This is a genomic window from Dactylosporangium sp. CS-033363, from assembly GCF_050942475.1.
In the GTDB taxonomy this organism is placed as follows: domain Bacteria; phylum Actinomycetota; class Actinomycetes; order Mycobacteriales; family Micromonosporaceae; genus Dactylosporangium.
Genome location: NZ_CP192032.1, coordinates 7,007,379 through 7,022,499, shown reverse-complemented (window position 1 = coordinate 7,022,499; position 15,121 = coordinate 7,007,379). Strand labels below are relative to the sequence as shown.

The window sequence follows — 15,121 nt, the reverse complement described above, 5'->3', positions numbered from 1 at the left end:
ACGTGCTGTCACAGATGGGCACGTGCTCGTGTCCACTGGCGCCTGGGAGGTGCACGTTGGCTGACACGCAATCCGCATCGGCCCCGACCGGCGGGGTGATCCGAAGTCTGATCCCCGCCCGGATCGACCGCCTGACGTGGGCGCCGTTCCACACCCGCATGGTGCTCGCGCTCGGAACCGCCTGGGTGCTCGACGGCCTCGAGATCACGATCGCCAGTGCCGTCGGAGCGGTGCTCAACAAACAGGAGACCCTCGGGCTCTCCAGCACGCAGGTCGGCGCGATCGCCACCGTCTACCTGCTCGGCGAGGTCTTCGGCGCGCTGTTCTTCGGCCGCCTGTCCGACGCCCTCGGCCGCAAGAACCTCTTCATCGTCACCCTCGGGGTGTACCTGGCCGGCAACGCGCTCACCGCCCTGACCTGGGGCAACGACGTCACCGGGCTGGTCTTCCTGTACCTGACGAGATTCATCGCCGGAGCCGGCATCGGCGGCGAGTACGCCGCGATCAACTCCGCCATCGACGAGATGATGCCCGCGAAGTACCGCGGGCGCGTCGACATCGGCGTGAACGGCACCTACTGGGGCGGCGCGATCATCGGCACGCTCGGGACGTACGTGCTGCTCAACCACATCTCGCTGAACATCTCCTGGCGGCTGGGCTTCCTCATCGGCCCGATCATCGGTCTGCTGATCTGGAACCTGCGGCGGCACCTGCCGGAGAGCCCGCGCTGGCTCATCATGCACGGCCGCGAACAGGAGGCCGAGGCGGCAATCCGCCAGATCGAGGACGACGTCGAGCGCTCCGGCCAGACCCTGGCCCCGGTCGACGAGAACCACGCGATCGAGGTCAAGCCCGCCTCGGGCCACGGCTATCTCGCGCTGATCAAGGTGTTGTTCACCCGGCTGCCGGCCAGATCGACGCTGTCGGCCAGCCTGATGATCACGCAGTCGTTCCTGTACAACGCGATCTTCTTCACCTACACGCTGGTGCTGTCGAAGTTCTACCACGTCGACGCCGAGAAGACCCCGATCTACCTGATCGCCTTCGCCGTCGGCAACCTGGCCGGACCGCTGCTGCTCGGCCACCTCTTCGACACCGTCGGCCGGCGCAAGATGATCGCCGGCACCTACATCCTCTCGGCCGTGCTGCTGGCCATCTCGGCCTGGATGTTCGACGCCGGCATCCTCAACGCGTTCACCCAGACGCTCGCCTGGTGCGTCATCTTCTTCTTCGCCTCGGCGGGCGCGAGCGCGGCCTACCTGACCGTCTCGGAGATCTTCCCGCTGGAGATCCGGGCCCAGGCGATCGCGGTGTTCTTCGCCATCGCCCAGTGCTTCGGCGCCATCGGCCCGATCTTCTACGGCTGGCTCATCGGCGAGGGCACGGACCCGGGCAAGCTCTTCATCGGCTACCTCGTCGGCGCCGCCGTCATGCTCATCGGCGGCGTGGTCGAGATAGTCCTGGGCGTGGACGCGGAGGGCAAGTCCCTCGAACACGTGGCCACGCCGCTGACCGCGGTCTCCGTCGGCGGCAAGCGCATCGAGGAGTAACTTTTTCGAGGAGTAGCTTTTCGAGGGCGGCGTCCGGGACTTCCCGGGCGCCGCTCTTCGTGTGCTCAGCGCGTGGAGGGCGGCGTCTTCGCGTGCTCAGCGCGTGAAGGCGACGTCTTCGTGTGCTCAGCGCGTGGAGGCGGCGTCTTGGTGTGCTCAGGGCGTGGAGGGCGGCGTCTTCGTGTGCTCAGCGCGTGAAGGCGACGTCGAGCAGGGAGTCCAGGGCCAGGTAGCCCAGCAGCCCGACGGCGGTCGCGGGCACCAGGGCGACCACGGCCAGCGCGCGCTCCGCGGCGCCGCGGCCCAGCGCGAGCGGGACGGCCACGCCGAGCGCGGCCACGAGCGCGGCCTCGCCGGCCGGCCGGTCGCTCACGGCGAGGTAGGCGGCCTCGGCCAGGAACACGCCGCCGAGCACGCACAGGGCGACGACCCGCCGCCCCCGCCGCTCGTCGCGCCACCAGGACCCGGCGGTCGCGAAGACCGGCCCGGCCGCCAGCCCCACGACCGACCATCCGACCGGCCCGGCGAGCACGTCCGGGCCGACGTGGCGGTGCTCGAACACGACGAGCCCGCCGTAGTACCCGGCCACCGCGCCGACCAGGACCGCGGTGCCGGCGATCCAGAGCCGCCACCGCCCCGTGCGCAGCACCGCGCCGGCCGCGAACGCGCCGACCGCCCACACCGCCCCCGAGTTCACCAGGCGGCTGGAGTCCCCCGGCAGCACGGTGTTGAGCAGCAGCGACAACACGCCGAGGACGACCCCGCCGGCGGCGCACAAGAGGGCTGGCTTCACGGCCGGGATCCTGCCAGCCGCCGGCAATCCGCCGCAGCCGCCGTCCGGAATCTCCGGGCGCTGCCTTTTCCGCGCCATTTGCGCGACCGATAGCCGACGTATTTTGATCGCGATCTTGATTGGCGTGCGAGAATATCCAGATCTTGCCGAAGCCGGCCTCTCGGATATCGCAAATCTGGATCTCGATCTGATTGGTGAATCATGGTGGGGGGAGAGTTCCAGTTCAGCGCGGAGCCGACCGAGGAGCGCGCCACGCTGCTGCGGGACGCGGCCCGGCGGGTCGACGCGCTCACCGGGCACCTGGGTGACGTGGAGCGCGGGACCGATCCGAAGGACGGGCAATTCGGCGATCTGCTGCGCGAGATGGCCGAGGACAAGGTCGCATTCGCCGCGTTTCCCGACGTATTGCCCGTACCAATTCTGGATCTTCCCGGGGCCGACAAGACCTCCGCGGCGTGGCGGGCCGCGCTCGACGAGGGATTCACGTTCTGGTGGGTGCGGCTGCCCGCGCTGCTGTTTCCGCGCAAGGGGTGGGGCTTCACGCGGCTGGAGTTCCGGGTCGAGTTCAGTCCCGGCGAGGCCGATCCGCGCAACCGGCCCAAGGCCTTCGACATCCTGCCCAACCGGCGCTTCGACACCCTGGTCGCGGCCGGGGTCGAGCTGAACGTCGGGGTGGGCGCGGACGGGCACTTCTCGGTGCGCACCGGGGAGCTGCCGCTGCCGGGCGGGAGCGCCGGCGGGGCGGCCGCGGCGCAGATCGGGGCCGCGGTGCGCCTCGACATCGTGCCGGTCCGGTTCCGGATGGCCAAGGCGAAGGTGAACCACACCGCCGAGGGGCTGGAGAAGGTGTTCTGGCGGCTCGACGGGGCCGAGTTCTTCGCCGAGAACCCGCCTCAGATGATCGTGATCCTGCAGGTGCCGCGGGCGACGCAGGAGGTGCGGGTGGTGGCGGCGATGCGGGCGTACCGGCGGCTGATGCTCCTGCCCGCCGGGCTGCAGACGATGATCCGCCAGCTGCCCGAGGCGCTGCGCACGTTCTTCGCCCAGGGCGCGCCGATCGGGGCGACGGCCGACTACGACCTGACGCCGATCGTGAGGGATGCATGAGCGGTACGGAGCGACGCGCAGTGGCCGCTCATCGGGGGCTCAGGTTCCTCATGCGGGCGCCGGAGCTTGCGGAGGTGTCCGCATGAGCGGTACGGAGCGACGCGCAGTGGCCGCTCATCGGGGGCTCAGGTTCCTCATGCGGGCGCCGGAGCTTGCGGAGGTGTCCGCATGAGCGAATTGGCGATCGAGGAATTTGTGGTGCGGGTCGGGGCGGACCGGCGGATCGAGGCGCAGTGGCAGCACGCCGGGTCGAGTCAGTCGATCACCGGGACGCTGGACATCGACGACCTGCGGCTGCGGACCGTCAACGCGTTCGTGGACCTGTTGCGCAGCAACCGGTTGCGCAAGGTGGACGAGCTCAAGCTGCTCGGCGAGCACCTGTTCGTGACGCTGTTCGGGCCGCCCGAGGACACCGCGCGGCACAACGGGCCCGGGATGCTGTTCCGCCAGGCCATCCAGGGCGAGGGCGAGCAGGACGGGCCCGGGGGCCGGCTGCTGCGCATCGTGCTGGAGGTCGGGGCGGGGGCCGAGTGGCTCGCCTCGTGGCCGTGGGAGTACCTCTACGTGCCGCTGAACCGGGACTACCCGTACAGCGACTTCTTCCTCGGCGAGAGCCGCAAGTTCATGCTGACCCGCAAGCTCCCGCTGGCCGTGGCGCCGCGGATGATCCAGGTGCGGCCGCCGCTGCGGGTGCTGTTCGTCGTGCTCGGGCCGAGCAACCTCGACCCGATCGAGTACGAGGCGGTGCTGGAGACGCTCACCCGGCTGCGCGACGCCGGCGACGAGGAGCGCATCGACCTGCGGGTGCTCAGCCAGGAGCACGGCCCCGACGGGACTCGCTTCCCGGCGGACGAGGATCTGGCCGTACAAGCGACGTGGGCTTCGTTCCTCAACAGCGTCGAGCAGTTCGACCCGCACATCGTGCACGTGATCTCGCACGGCCGGTATTCCGCCGACGCGGACGGCGGGGCCCGCGGCGAGGTGGCGTTCCCCAGCGACGACACGACCGCCGAGTGGATCGCCGACCGCGACCTCGCCAACCAGCTCAACGAGAGCGGGAGTTCGCTGCGGCTGGTGTTCCTGCAGTCGTGCGAGTCGGCGACGAGCTCGTCGAACCAGTACCACGTGATCTCCGGCATGGCCCAGTCGCTGGCCCAGAAGAACATCCCGGCCGTGGTCGCCATGCACTTCAAGATCAAGAGCTTGCTGGCCAACACGTTCGCCCGCGCCTTCTACGAGAACCTCGTGGCGCGGCACCCGATCGAGGTGGCGATGCACGTGGCCCGGCGGCAGCTGTACCTGGGCGGGATGGCCGACGAGGCGAACCGCAGCGGGTTCGGGCTGCCGGTGCTGTACCTGCGCGAGTCCAGCCCGCTGCTGACTCCGCCGGTGCCGCGCAAGGCGCCGCCGTCGCGCCGCCGCAGCGCCCGCGTCGCCGTGCCCGGCGGCACCGAGGACCGCGCCGACGCGGCCCAGCTGCTCGCCCGGCTCGACCAGCCCGACCCCGGCAAGGCGGCCTGGAGGAGGGCCGACCGGTGAGCGCGCCGTCGCCCGGGGCCGGGGAACTGCCGCTGGTGGTGCCGATCCTCGTCGCGCTGGGGCGGACCCTGGGCCGGCACGGGCGGCACCGCGAGGCCTCCGACGCGCTGCGCCGCGCGCTGGCCGAGCCCGAGGAGAAGCCGGTCGGCGACGTCCTGCTCGCCCTCGTCGACGCGCTGCTGGCCGCCGGCGAGCGGGACGAGGCCCTGCGGGTCGTCCTCGAGCACGGCCGGACCTCGCCCGGCGCGGTGGTGCGGGCCCTGCCCCGGCTCACCCGGCACCTGCGCCCGGCGGTCCTGCGCCCGGCCGTCGAGCTGCTGGAGCACGCGGACTGGGCGGCCGTCGTCGCCGACCCGGGCACGCCCGCGCCGACCCGGCGGGCGCTGCTGGCCTTCCTGGTGCGGGCCCGGCTGGCGCTGAACGAGCCGGCCGCCGCCACCGCGCTGCTCGACGCGGCCGGCGGTCTGGCCGAGGACGATCAGGAGCTGCTGGTGCTGCGCAGCGACGGGCTGCTCGGCGGGCGGGACCTGGACGGGGCGCTGTCCGCCCTGATGGCCGCCGACGGCCTGCCCGGGCCGCTCGCCGCGGGCATCCGGCTGCGCCTGGCCGGGCTGTACGAGCAGCTGGGCCGGGCCGAGGAGGCCCTCGCCCAGCTCGACGCGGCCGAGGCGGCCGGGGACCGCTCCGAGAACCCGCCCGCCCTGCGCGCCCTGGTGCTGCTGCAGCGGTACGACCTGGACGGGGCGCGGGCCGCGTTCGAGGCGGCCCGGCGGCTGGGGCCCGACTCGGTGGCCACCACCCGGGCCGGCGCCTGTGTGCACCTGGCCGCGCACGACTACCAGGCGGCGACCGAGACCGCCGACGCCGGCCTGACCCGCCACCCCGGCCACAGCGGGCTGTCGTTCCTGCGATTCCAGGCCCTCGTCGAGAGGGCCGAGGACACCGCCGACATCGAGCGGCGGCTGGCGCAGTTCCTGCACCGGATGCCGGCGGCGACCCTGCAGGAGTACGCCGAGCGCGCCGCCCGCATCCGCCCCGCCGACGACCCGGCCGTGCACTACTTCCTCGCCGCCCTCGGCCAGGCCCGCGGGCGGCCGGCCGAGGCCCTGCGCGGGATCGACACCGCGCTGGCGCTGCTGACCGAGCCCGCCCCGGCCGAGCCGGACCCGCTGGAGCTGCCCGCCCGCCGGCTGCGGGCCCAGGTCCTGGAGCCGCTGCTGCCCGCGGAGGCGGCGGCGGAGTACGAGCGGGCCGGGCTGCTCGCCTACACCGTCAACCAGCTGGAGGCGGCCGCCCAGCTGCTCGGCGCCGCGGAGGGGCTGGGCGAGCTCAGCCAGGTCGGCCGGTGGGAGCTCGCCGACGCCCTGCAGCTGAACTGCTCCGTCCCGGCCGCGCCGATGACGATCGACCGGCAGCAGCTGGACCGCGCCCGCGAGGTGTGGGACGAGGCGTGGCGGCGGGAGATGCCCGAGGTGCCGGAGGCGTGGCCGTACATCATCCGGGCCCGCATCGCGATGCACTACGCCCGCATCGACGCCGAGCCGCGGTCCCGGATCGCCGAGGCCGCCGTCTGGTTGCAGTGCTACGACGCGCTGAACGAGAGCACCGAGGACTCGATCAACCTCTTCAGCTCGATCACGGCGCTGTTCGGCCTGTACGGCCTGAGCCGCGACGTGGTGTGGTCGATCGCGCGCGGCCCCAAGGGCGACCGGTACGTGCCCGACGGCAACCGGCTGGCCACGGCCGGGGCCAACGCCGGCGACCTCGACCTGGTGGCCGAGGGCATCACGCGCATCGACCCCGAGGCCGAACCGGGCGTGTACCACAACACCCGGTCCCGGCTGGAGATCCTGCGCGGCGACGGACCGGCCGCGGTGGCCGCGCTCGACGCGGAGCCGGAGGAGCACCGCAACGAGTTCTCCGTGTGGCGCCGCGCACTGGCCGAGGGGCTCGCCGGCGACCGGGACGCGGCGGCGGCGACGCTGGCGGCCGGGGACGCGGCCGCGGCGTGGGAGGGCATCGCGGTCTGGCTGCGCCTGCTGGGCGGCGAGCCGCAACAGGCGCTGCAGATCCTCGCCGGGCTCGGCGACGAGCAGAGCTGGAGCATGAACGCCGCCTTCGAGCGGGCGCTGTGCCGGCTCGCCGACGGCCCCGGCGACGATGCCGAGGCGGAGGCGCTCGCGGTCGGCTGGGCCCGCACCTGCCGCTCGTTCGAGGACGTCGGCCACCTGCCGGTGCTGGCCCGGATGCTCGCCTGGCGCTACCCGCACGCCGCGCCGGCGTTCGACCGCATCGCGGCGGCCGGGCGGGACCGCCTGGCCGAGGGGCTCTGGCCGCTGACCGCCGAGGACGACCTGGCCCACCTCGAGGCCCTGGCCGGAGCCGAGTCCGAGGGCTGGCTGGGCGTGGCCGGGCGGGCGTTTCGGGCCCGGCTCGCCATGGCCCGCGGCGCCTGGGACGACGCGATCGCCGCCTACCGCGCGCTGATCGGCGACCTGGACCGGTTCCCGGAGGTCGAGAGCGGGCTGGCCTGGGTACTGACCGAGGTGCGGGCCGGGGCCGCCGATCCGGCCGCGGCCGTCGACGCGATCGAGGACGCCGTCGGTGAGCTGCGCCGGCACGACTCCCGCCGCGCCGGGGACTTTCTCATCGAGCTGACCCTCGGCGACGCGCACCGGCAGGGCGGGCGGGTGGAGCGGGCGGAGGGGCAGTACCGGATCGTGGCCGACCGGCCCGGCCCGCCGCGGCACCTCGCGCTGGCCGCCGTCCGGCTGCACCTGCTCGCCGTGGAGCGGGGCGATCCCGGGGCGGAGGTGTGGCTCGGCCGCGCGCTGGAGGCGTTCGGCGCGGACAGCGAGGGGCCGTACTTCGACGTGGCGGGCGAGCTCAGCACGCTGATCCCGACGGCCGAGGCCTGGCGCCCGGTGCTCGCGGCGTGGGGGCCCGAGCCGGGCGAAACCGAAACCGCGGGTGGGACTCAGCCGGGCGACACCGCTCAGGCGCCTCGGGCGGGCGACACCGCGGGGGAGCGCGCGCTGCTGCACATGGCCGGCCGCTTCTACCTGGCGTTCCAGCTCGCCGCGGAGGGGCGGGCGGCGGAGGCCGAGCCCGAGTACCGGGCGGTGCTCGAGACCGGCCGGCCGGTCCTCGGCGCCGAGGAGCCCTCGATGCTGACCACCTGGCAGAACCTGGCCACCACCATCGCCGACCAGGGGCGGGCCGAGGAGGCGGCGGCCGAGTTCCGCGCGCTGCTGCCGGTCCAGCGCCGGGTGCTCGGCGAGGACGCCCAGCTCACCCTGGACTGCTGGACCCGCCTGACCCAGCAGCTGGCCCTGGCCGGCCGGTGGGACGAGGCGGAGGCCGAACTGCCGGGCCTCGTCGCGGCGTGCCGGCGGACCGGCGGCGACGAGGCGGCCGGGACGCTGATGGCCCGCTTCGAGCAGGCCTGGGTCTGGTACAACCTGGGCCGGCACGCCGAGGCGGAGGAGGAGTACCAGGCGGTGGCCGAGGGCCGCGCCCGCACCTTCGCGCCGGACGACGCGGGCACGCTCGTCGCGCGCGCGGAGCGGTGCCTGACGCTGGTCGCCCTGGGCCGCCTGGACGAGGCGGCGGCCGAGCTGCGGGAGGTGCTCGACGCCCGGATCCGCACCGAGGGGCCGGACCACGGCGTGACCCTCGCGGTGCGCAAGCAGCTGGGCGACGTGCTGATCGACCTGGGCGACGGGGAGGGCGCCGAGGAGCAGTTCGGGGCCCTGGCCGAGGCCCGGGAGCGGCTCTTCGGCGCGCAGGACCCGGCGACGCTGCTGGCCCGCCGGGACCTGGCCGTCGCGGTCGCCGCCGGCGAGCGGTGGGAGGAGGCCGGGGCCGCGCTGCGCGCGCTGCTGGGGCCGTTCCGGGCGCTGTACGGCGACGACGATCCGGAGACGGTGTTCACCTGGACGGGCGTCATCAACATGCTGTTCAACGCCGGGCACCAGGAGGAGGCCGAGGCCGAGCTGGCCGAGATCATCCGCGTCCACGCCGAGCTGCACGGGGAGGACGGCGAGTCGGTCGCCGCCCTGCGGGAGTGGGGGGACGAGCTGCTGGCCGAGGCGCATGAGGCGAAACTGGCGGTCGTGCGCGAGTACGAGACCTGACCGCACCCGGGATCACAGCCCGCTCTCAGGATCGGGATGGCACTGCGTGTCATGATGGTCGGATGGCGACTACCGACGCGGTTCCCGGCCCCGCTGCCGTCAGGCGGCGTTCCCTCCTGCGGCCCCTGGCGTTCACCGCGACCCTGACCGTGGTGCTCGGGCTGCTGTTCGGGGTGCCCTGGTGGTCGCTCGTGATGGCCGGCAACGAGTGGCCGCTCGCGGTCCGGGTGACCGGGACCGTCGTCTTCGCGCTGGCGCTGGTCGTCTTCCCCGTCACGATGTTCCTCGGGCACGGGCGCCGCGTCGACTGGGCGGCCAAGCTCGCCGACACGGTCCTCGGGGCCGTCTGGATTCTCTTCGTCTGGGCCGTCGCCGGTGACCTGCTGCGCCTGGCGCTGCTGGCCGGGGGCGTCGAGGACCCGGTGCGCTCGCGGGTCGCCGCCGGGTTCACCGCGGTGGTGGCGCTCGGGCTGGGGCTGTGGGGGTACCGCGAGGCCATGCGCGTCCCCCGCGTGCGCCGCGTCGAGGTGCGCATCCCGCGGCTGGGCGCCGGGCTCGACGGGCTGAAGATCGTGCAGCTCACCGACACGCACTACGGGCCGATCGACCGGGTCGCGTGGTCCGAGGGCGTCACCGAGGTGGTCAACGGGCTCGGCGCCGACATCGTGGCGCACACCGGGGACATCGCCGACGGCACGCCGGGGCAGCGCACCGCGCAGGCGGCCCCGCTGGCCGACATCCGGGCCGGGCTGGCGCGGGTGTACGTCACCGGCAACCACGAGTACTTCGGCGAGGCGCAGGGCTGGCTCGACCACATGCAGCGCCTCGGCTGGGAGCCCCTGCACAACCGGCACATCGTCGTCGAGCGGGGCGGCGACCGGCTCGTCGTGGCCGGGGTCGACGACCGCACCGCCGCCGGCACCGGCCTCGAAGGGCACCGGGCCGACCACGCGCTCGCCCTCGACGGCGCCGACGCGGACCTGCCGGTGCTGCTGCTGGCCCACCAGCCGAAGCAGATCGACGCGGCCGTGGAGCACGGGATCGACCTGCAGATCTCCGGGCACACCCACGGCGGGCAGATCTGGCCGTTCCACTACCTGGTGCGCATCGACCAGCCGGTGGTGCAGGGGCTGACCCGGCACGGCGACCGCACGCAGCTGTACACCAGCCGGGGCACCGGATTCTGGGGCCCGCCGTTCCGCGTGTTCGCACCGAGCGAGATCACCGAGATCACGCTGCGCGCCGGGAACTGAGCGTGACCGGCGTCACCTGATTGGGTCACGCCGGCATTGATGGACCGGCGTACCTTCAACCTTGCGGGTCCCGGCGCCCTGACACCGGGACCAACGGGGATGGCACATGAGCGCCGTGACGCTCGCCTTCTTGGGCCTGGGTGGCCTGAGCCTGCTGTTGCTGTTGCTGTCGCTGCGGTTCCGCCACGTCGGACACTTCCACCTCCGCTTCGGGCATCGCATAAGGCTTCCGAAGCGGGGTCAAAGCCCGAGCTACACCCTGCCCGCGACGAGCGGATTCCTCGGCGGGTTCGGGTTCGGCGGGGCGATCGCCATCGAGGCGGCCCACCGCACCGGCCCCTCCGCCGTGCTCGCCGGGTGCGTGGCCGGCGTCGTCGTCGGGGTGCCGCTGGCCTGGGCCGCCGCCCGGCTGGTGGCCGCCGTCGCCGGGATGCGCACCGACGCCACACCCGAGAGCGCGGGGCTCGTCGGGACCACCGGGGTCGTCATCAGCGAGATCCCGGCGGGCGGGCTCGGTCAGGTGCGGCTGTCCTACGCCGGGCAGCCGATGAAGTTCAACGCGCGGGCGGACGGCCCGCTCGCGCTCGGCGTCGAGGTGCTGGTGATCGGCGTCCCGACGCCCTCCAGCGTGCTCGTGACGCCGCTGAAGGCCGTTCTCAACCTTGAGGAAGGGTCATGAGTCCCCTGTTGGTCGCCGTCGGCGGCTTAGCCGTCCTCGTCGTGCTCCTCGTCGCCTCCGTGCTGTCCCGGGTCCGCGTGGCCGGGCCCAACGAGGCGTTCATCGTCACCGGCCGCAAGGGCCGCGCCGTCAAGAGCGCCGACGGCACGCTCACCACCGACCTGTCCGGCCAGAAGGTCGTCATGGGCGCGTCGGTTTTCGTGCTGCCGGTCGTCCAGCGGCTGTACCGCCTGGATCTCTCCAGCCGCGAGTTCCCGGTCAAGGTCAAGGCCGCGGTCAGCAAGCAGGGCATCCGCTGCGACGCCGAGGCGGTGGCCATCGTGAAGGTGGGCGGCACCGCCGAGATGATCCGCCCGGCCGCCCAGCGCTTCCTGCACCAGCAGGACCGCATCGAGGACTTCACCGCCCAGGTGCTCTCCGGCGCGCTGCGCAGCGTCATCGGGCGGCTCACCATCGAGGAGATCATCCGGGACCGGGCCGGGTTCGCCACCCACGTCGCCGAGGAGGCCGAGCTCACCCTCACCCACCAGGGCCTGGTCCTCGACGTGTTCCAGCTCGAGGACATCCGCACGGCGGGCACCTACCTGGAGGACCTCGGCCGGCCGGAGGCGGCGCGGGTCTACCGGGCCGCCGCCATCGCCGAGGCCCAGGCCCGGCAGGGCGCGGAGCAGGAGCGGATGCGGGCCGAGGAGGCGATCGCCGAGGCCGAGCGGAACCTGGCGGTGAAGCGCGCGACGGTACAGGCAGAGATCGACGCGGCCAACGCCCGCTCGGCCAGCGCCGGGCCGATCGCCGAGGCCGAGATGCAGCAGGCGGTCCTCGCCGAGCAGCAGAAGGCGGCCGAGCGCAACGCCGAGCTCAAGCAGCGCCAGCTCGACACCGAGGTGCGCAAGCCCGCCGACGCCGAGCGGTACCGCGTGGAGCAGGAGGCCGAGGCGGCCAAGAACGCGGTGATCGCGCGGGCCGAGGGCGACCGGGCCCGGCGCGCGGCCGGCGCGGAGGCGGTGCGGCTGGAGGGCGTGGCCGAGGCCGACGCCGTGCTGGCCCGCGGGCAGGCCGAGGCGGCGTCGATGCGGGCCAAGGCCGAGGCGTTCGAGGAGTACGGCCAGGCGGCCATCCTCGACCTGCTCGTCCGCGTGATGCCGGAGGTGGTGGGGGCGGCCAGCGCGCCGATCGGCGAGATCGACCAGCTCACCGTCATCTCCACCGAGGGCGCCACGGCGCTCACCAAGTCGGTGGCCACCAACGTGGCCCAGGGCCTGCAGCTGGGCACCGACCTGACCGGGATCGACCTCAAGGCGCTGCTGGCCGGGCTGGCGAGCGGCAACGGGAGCCGGCCGGAGGCGATCGAGGCGAAGTAGACCCCGGGCCCGCCCGCTTGGTACCGTGGAGTACCAAGCGGGCGAGGGGGTGGGCCATGCTGGTCGGGACGGCGGTCCGGTGGGGGACCAAGCACGGGTTCATGCGCGCCGGGATCAAGGCCGCCGCGCGCAAGGGCGACGGGCAGGCGCGATTCTTCGAGGATCCGGCGGTACGAGCGGATCCCTATGCGTTTTATCGCCAGGTGCGGGAGTCCGGGCGGCTCGTGCGGGGGCGGCTCATGTGGGCGACCGCGCACCACGAGCTGGCGGCGGCGGTCCTGCGCCACGACGCGTTCGGGGTCGGGTTCACCGATCGGCCGCTGCCGGCGCCGATCGCGCTCGCGTTCCGGTTCAGCCGGCGCAGCTCCCCGATCGGACCGGTCGACCCGCCGTCGATGCTCGTGACGGATCCGCCGGACCACACGCGGTACCGCCGGCTGGTCTCGAAGGTCTTCACCGCCCGCGCCATCGAGGGGCTGCGGCCGCGGATCGAGCAGACGTGCGCGGAACTGTTGCGCGACAAGCCCACCGACCTCGTCGCCGATTATGCCGCGCTGCTGCCGGTGACCGTGATCGCCGAGATCCTCGGCGTCCCGCTGGACATGCGCCGGCAGTTCCTGGCCTGGGGCAACGCCGCCGCGCCGACGCTGGACCTGGGGCTGCCGTTCTCGGCGTACCGGCGCACGGAAATCAACATCCGGCACGTCAACGACTGGATGCGCGGCCACTTCGCGCGGCTGCGCAAGCATCCCGGCGACGACCTGCTCAGCCAGCTGGTGCAGCTGGACGACCTGAGCGAGGACGAGCTGCTGGCCACGGCCGGGCTGCTGCTCGCGGCCGGCTTCGAGACCACGGTGAACCTGCTCGGCACCGGCGCCTGGCTGCTGATGCGGCACCCGGAGCAGCTGGCGGTGCTCCGCGACGAGCCGCAGCGCTGGGGCAACGCGGTCGAGGAGACGCTGCGCTTCGACTCGCCGGTCCAGGTCACCGCGCGGGTCTGCCGCCGGGCGACCGAGTTCGGCGGCGCGGACATCCCGCCCGGGCACGTGGTCATGGCCATGCTGGGCGGCGCCAACCGCGACCCGGCCGTCTTCCCCGACCCCGACATCTTCGACGTGACGCGCGCGAACGCCCGCGAGCACCTATCGTTCTCGGGTGGGGTGCACTACTGCCTGGGCGCGGCACTGGCCCGGCTGGAGGGGGAGATCGGGTTGCGGATGCTCTTCGAGCGCTACCCCGACCTGCGCCTCGACGGGGCACCCACCCGCCGTACCACCCGGGTCCTGCGCGGTTTCGAGACGCTGCCGGTGACCGTCTGACGCATGCCTGAACAGGTCTTCGACCGTCGGCTGATCGCGCCGATGGTGCTCGGCTCGATCCTCAACCCGATCAACTCCAGCATCGTCGCGGTCGCGCTCATCCCGATCGGGGCCGCGTTCGGGGCGCCGCCGTCGCAGACCGCCTGGCTGGTCTCCGCGCTGTACCTGGCCACCGCGCTCGGCCAGCCGGTCGTCGGCCGGCTCATCGACCTGTTCGGCCCGCGCCGGCTGTTCCTGATCAGCACCACCCTGGTCGGCGTGGCCGGGATCGTCGGCGCCGTCGCGCCCAACCTCGGCGTGCTCATCGCGGCCCGGGTGCTGCTGGGGTTCGGCACCTGCGCGGGGTACCCGGCGGCGATGGCCCTGCTGCACAGCGAGGCCGAGCGCACCGGCCGCGACAGCCCCGCCGGGGTGCTCACCACCCTGGCCGTGGCCAACCAGACCATCGCCGTGCTCGGCCCGCTGCTCGGCGGCCTGCTGATCGGGCTGGGCGGCTGGCGGCTGACGCTCGCGCTGAACATCCCGCTCTCGGTCGTCGCGGTCGCCCTCGGCCTGCTGCGCCTGCCTCGCCAGCAGACCCGCCGGCGCGGCGGCCTGGCCCAGATCGACCTGCCGGGCATGGGGCTGTTCGCGGTGATGCTGTTCTCGCTGCTCCTGTTTCTCATGAACCTGCAGCATTGGTACCTCCTGATCGTGACGATCGCCGCCGGCGCCGCCTTCACCTGGCGGGAGCTGCGGGCCGAGACGCCGTTCATCGACCTGCGGGTGCTGGGCGGCAACGTGCCCCTCGTGGCCACGTACGCCCGGGCCCTCGTCGCCTACGTCGTCTCCTACGCGTTCCTGTACGGCTTCACCCAGTGGACCGAGGAGTCGTACGGCCTGTCGCCGCTGCACGCCGGCCTGGTCCAGGCCCCGATGTTCCTGATCGGCATCGGCGTCTCGGTCACCGTCGGCCGCCGCGACGGCGTCTACGGCAAGCTCCTGCTCGGCGCGGTCGGCCAGGTCGCCGCCTGCGCGCTGATGCTGGGCCTGACCGCCGCCAGCCCGGTCTGGATGCTGGTCCTGCTGGCCGTGGTCTTCGGCATCCCGCAGGGCGCCAACAGCCTGGGCCTGCAGAACTCGGTGTACTTCCAGGCCGACCCCGACCGGATCGGCTCGTCGGCGGGCCTGCTGCGCACCTTCGGCTACCTCGGCTCGATCGTCGCCTCGGCCGCCACCGCCAAGTCGTACGGCAGCAGCGCCTCCACGGCCGGCATGCACGAGCTGGGCTGGATCATGCTCGGCGGCAGCGTCCTGTTCCTCGTGATCACCGCGTTCGACCGCGGTTTGCGCCGATAGTTCACTTTCGCCAGTCCCGGCGCGACGAACGCAAAGCCTTACGGCA

General features: G+C 73.4%; 10 protein-coding genes. 9 read left to right on the top strand and 1 reads right to left on the bottom strand.

Going from position 1 to position 15,121, the window contains the following annotated elements; translation table 11 throughout:
* Positions 1-95: 95 nt before the first annotated feature.
* Positions 96-1,550 carry an MFS transporter gene (locus ACQPZ4_RS32485; RefSeq protein ID WP_433043984.1) on the top strand — a complete coding sequence of 485 codons (1,455 nt, stop codon included), beginning with the start codon at positions 96-98 and terminating at the stop codon, positions 1,548-1,550.
* Between the two features lie 187 nt (positions 1,551-1,737).
* Here ACQPZ4_RS32485 and ACQPZ4_RS32480 read toward each other — a convergent pair whose 3' ends face one another.
* A complete protein-coding gene (locus ACQPZ4_RS32480; RefSeq protein WP_433043981.1) occupies positions 1,738-2,343 on the bottom strand; it encodes a DUF6518 family protein in 606 nt (201 codons plus the stop codon).
* 201 nt (positions 2,344-2,544) lie between these two features.
* Here ACQPZ4_RS32480 and ACQPZ4_RS32475 point away from each other — a divergent pair, with 201 nt between their 5' ends.
* From ACQPZ4_RS32475 to ACQPZ4_RS32440, 8 genes are all read left to right on the top strand, one after another.
* Positions 2,545-3,450: a hypothetical protein gene (locus tag ACQPZ4_RS32475; RefSeq protein WP_433043978.1), complete on the top strand. Its 906-nt coding sequence runs from the start codon at positions 2,545-2,547 to the stop codon at positions 3,448-3,450.
* A gap of 168 nt (positions 3,451-3,618) precedes the next feature.
* Positions 3,619-4,989 carry a CHAT domain-containing protein gene (locus tag ACQPZ4_RS32470; protein WP_433043975.1) on the top strand — a complete coding sequence of 457 codons (1,371 nt, stop codon included), beginning with the start codon at positions 3,619-3,621 and terminating at the stop codon, positions 4,987-4,989.
* Entirely contained in the window at positions 4,986-9,125 is a 4,140-nt protein-coding gene (locus ACQPZ4_RS32465) for a tetratricopeptide repeat protein (protein ID WP_433043972.1), read from the top strand. The genes ACQPZ4_RS32470 and ACQPZ4_RS32465 overlap by 4 nt, the downstream gene beginning before the upstream one ends.
* A 62-nt stretch (positions 9,126-9,187) precedes the next feature.
* Complete coding sequence (locus tag ACQPZ4_RS32460; protein WP_433043969.1) at positions 9,188-10,378, top strand: metallophosphoesterase; 1,191 nt, start codon at positions 9,188-9,190, stop codon at positions 10,376-10,378.
* A gap of 106 nt (positions 10,379-10,484) precedes the next feature.
* A complete protein-coding gene (locus ACQPZ4_RS32455; protein WP_433043966.1) occupies positions 10,485-11,057 on the top strand; it encodes a hypothetical protein in 573 nt (190 codons plus the stop codon).
* A complete protein-coding gene (locus ACQPZ4_RS32450) occupies positions 11,054-12,418 on the top strand; it encodes a flotillin family protein (RefSeq protein WP_433043963.1) in 1,365 nt (454 codons plus the stop codon). Before ACQPZ4_RS32455 ends, ACQPZ4_RS32450 begins: the two co-directional genes overlap by 4 nt.
* Before the next feature lie 56 nt (positions 12,419-12,474).
* On the top strand, positions 12,475-13,737 hold the full coding sequence (locus ACQPZ4_RS32445) for a cytochrome P450 (RefSeq protein WP_433043960.1): 1,263 nt from the start codon (positions 12,475-12,477) through the stop codon (positions 13,735-13,737).
* Positions 13,738-13,740: 3 nt separating this feature from the next.
* Positions 13,741-15,075 (top strand): MFS transporter, encoded by a 1,335-nt coding sequence (locus ACQPZ4_RS32440; protein ID WP_433043957.1) that lies wholly within the window; start codon positions 13,741-13,743, stop codon positions 15,073-15,075.
* The last annotated feature ends 46 nt before the right edge of the window (positions 15,076-15,121 follow it).

Excerpts from the sequence above, each read along its gene's own strand:
- ACQPZ4_RS32475 (WP_433043978.1), top strand. The coding sequence starts at position 2,545 with ATGGTGGGGGGAGAGTTCCAGTTCAGCGCGGAGCCGACCGAGGAGCGC.
- ACQPZ4_RS32470 (WP_433043975.1), top strand. The coding sequence starts at position 3,619 with ATGAGCGAATTGGCGATCGAGGAATTTGTGGTGCGGGTCGGGGCGGAC.
- ACQPZ4_RS32460 (WP_433043969.1), top strand. The coding sequence starts at position 9,188 with ATGGCGACTACCGACGCGGTTCCCGGCCCCGCTGCCGTCAGGCGGCGT.
- ACQPZ4_RS32455 (WP_433043966.1), top strand. The coding sequence starts at position 10,485 with ATGAGCGCCGTGACGCTCGCCTTCTTGGGCCTGGGTGGCCTGAGCCTG.
- ACQPZ4_RS32450 (WP_433043963.1), top strand. The coding sequence starts at position 11,054 with ATGAGTCCCCTGTTGGTCGCCGTCGGCGGCTTAGCCGTCCTCGTCGTG.
- ACQPZ4_RS32445 (WP_433043960.1), top strand. The coding sequence starts at position 12,475 with ATGCTGGTCGGGACGGCGGTCCGGTGGGGGACCAAGCACGGGTTCATG.
- ACQPZ4_RS32440 (WP_433043957.1), top strand. The coding sequence starts at position 13,741 with ATGCCTGAACAGGTCTTCGACCGTCGGCTGATCGCGCCGATGGTGCTC.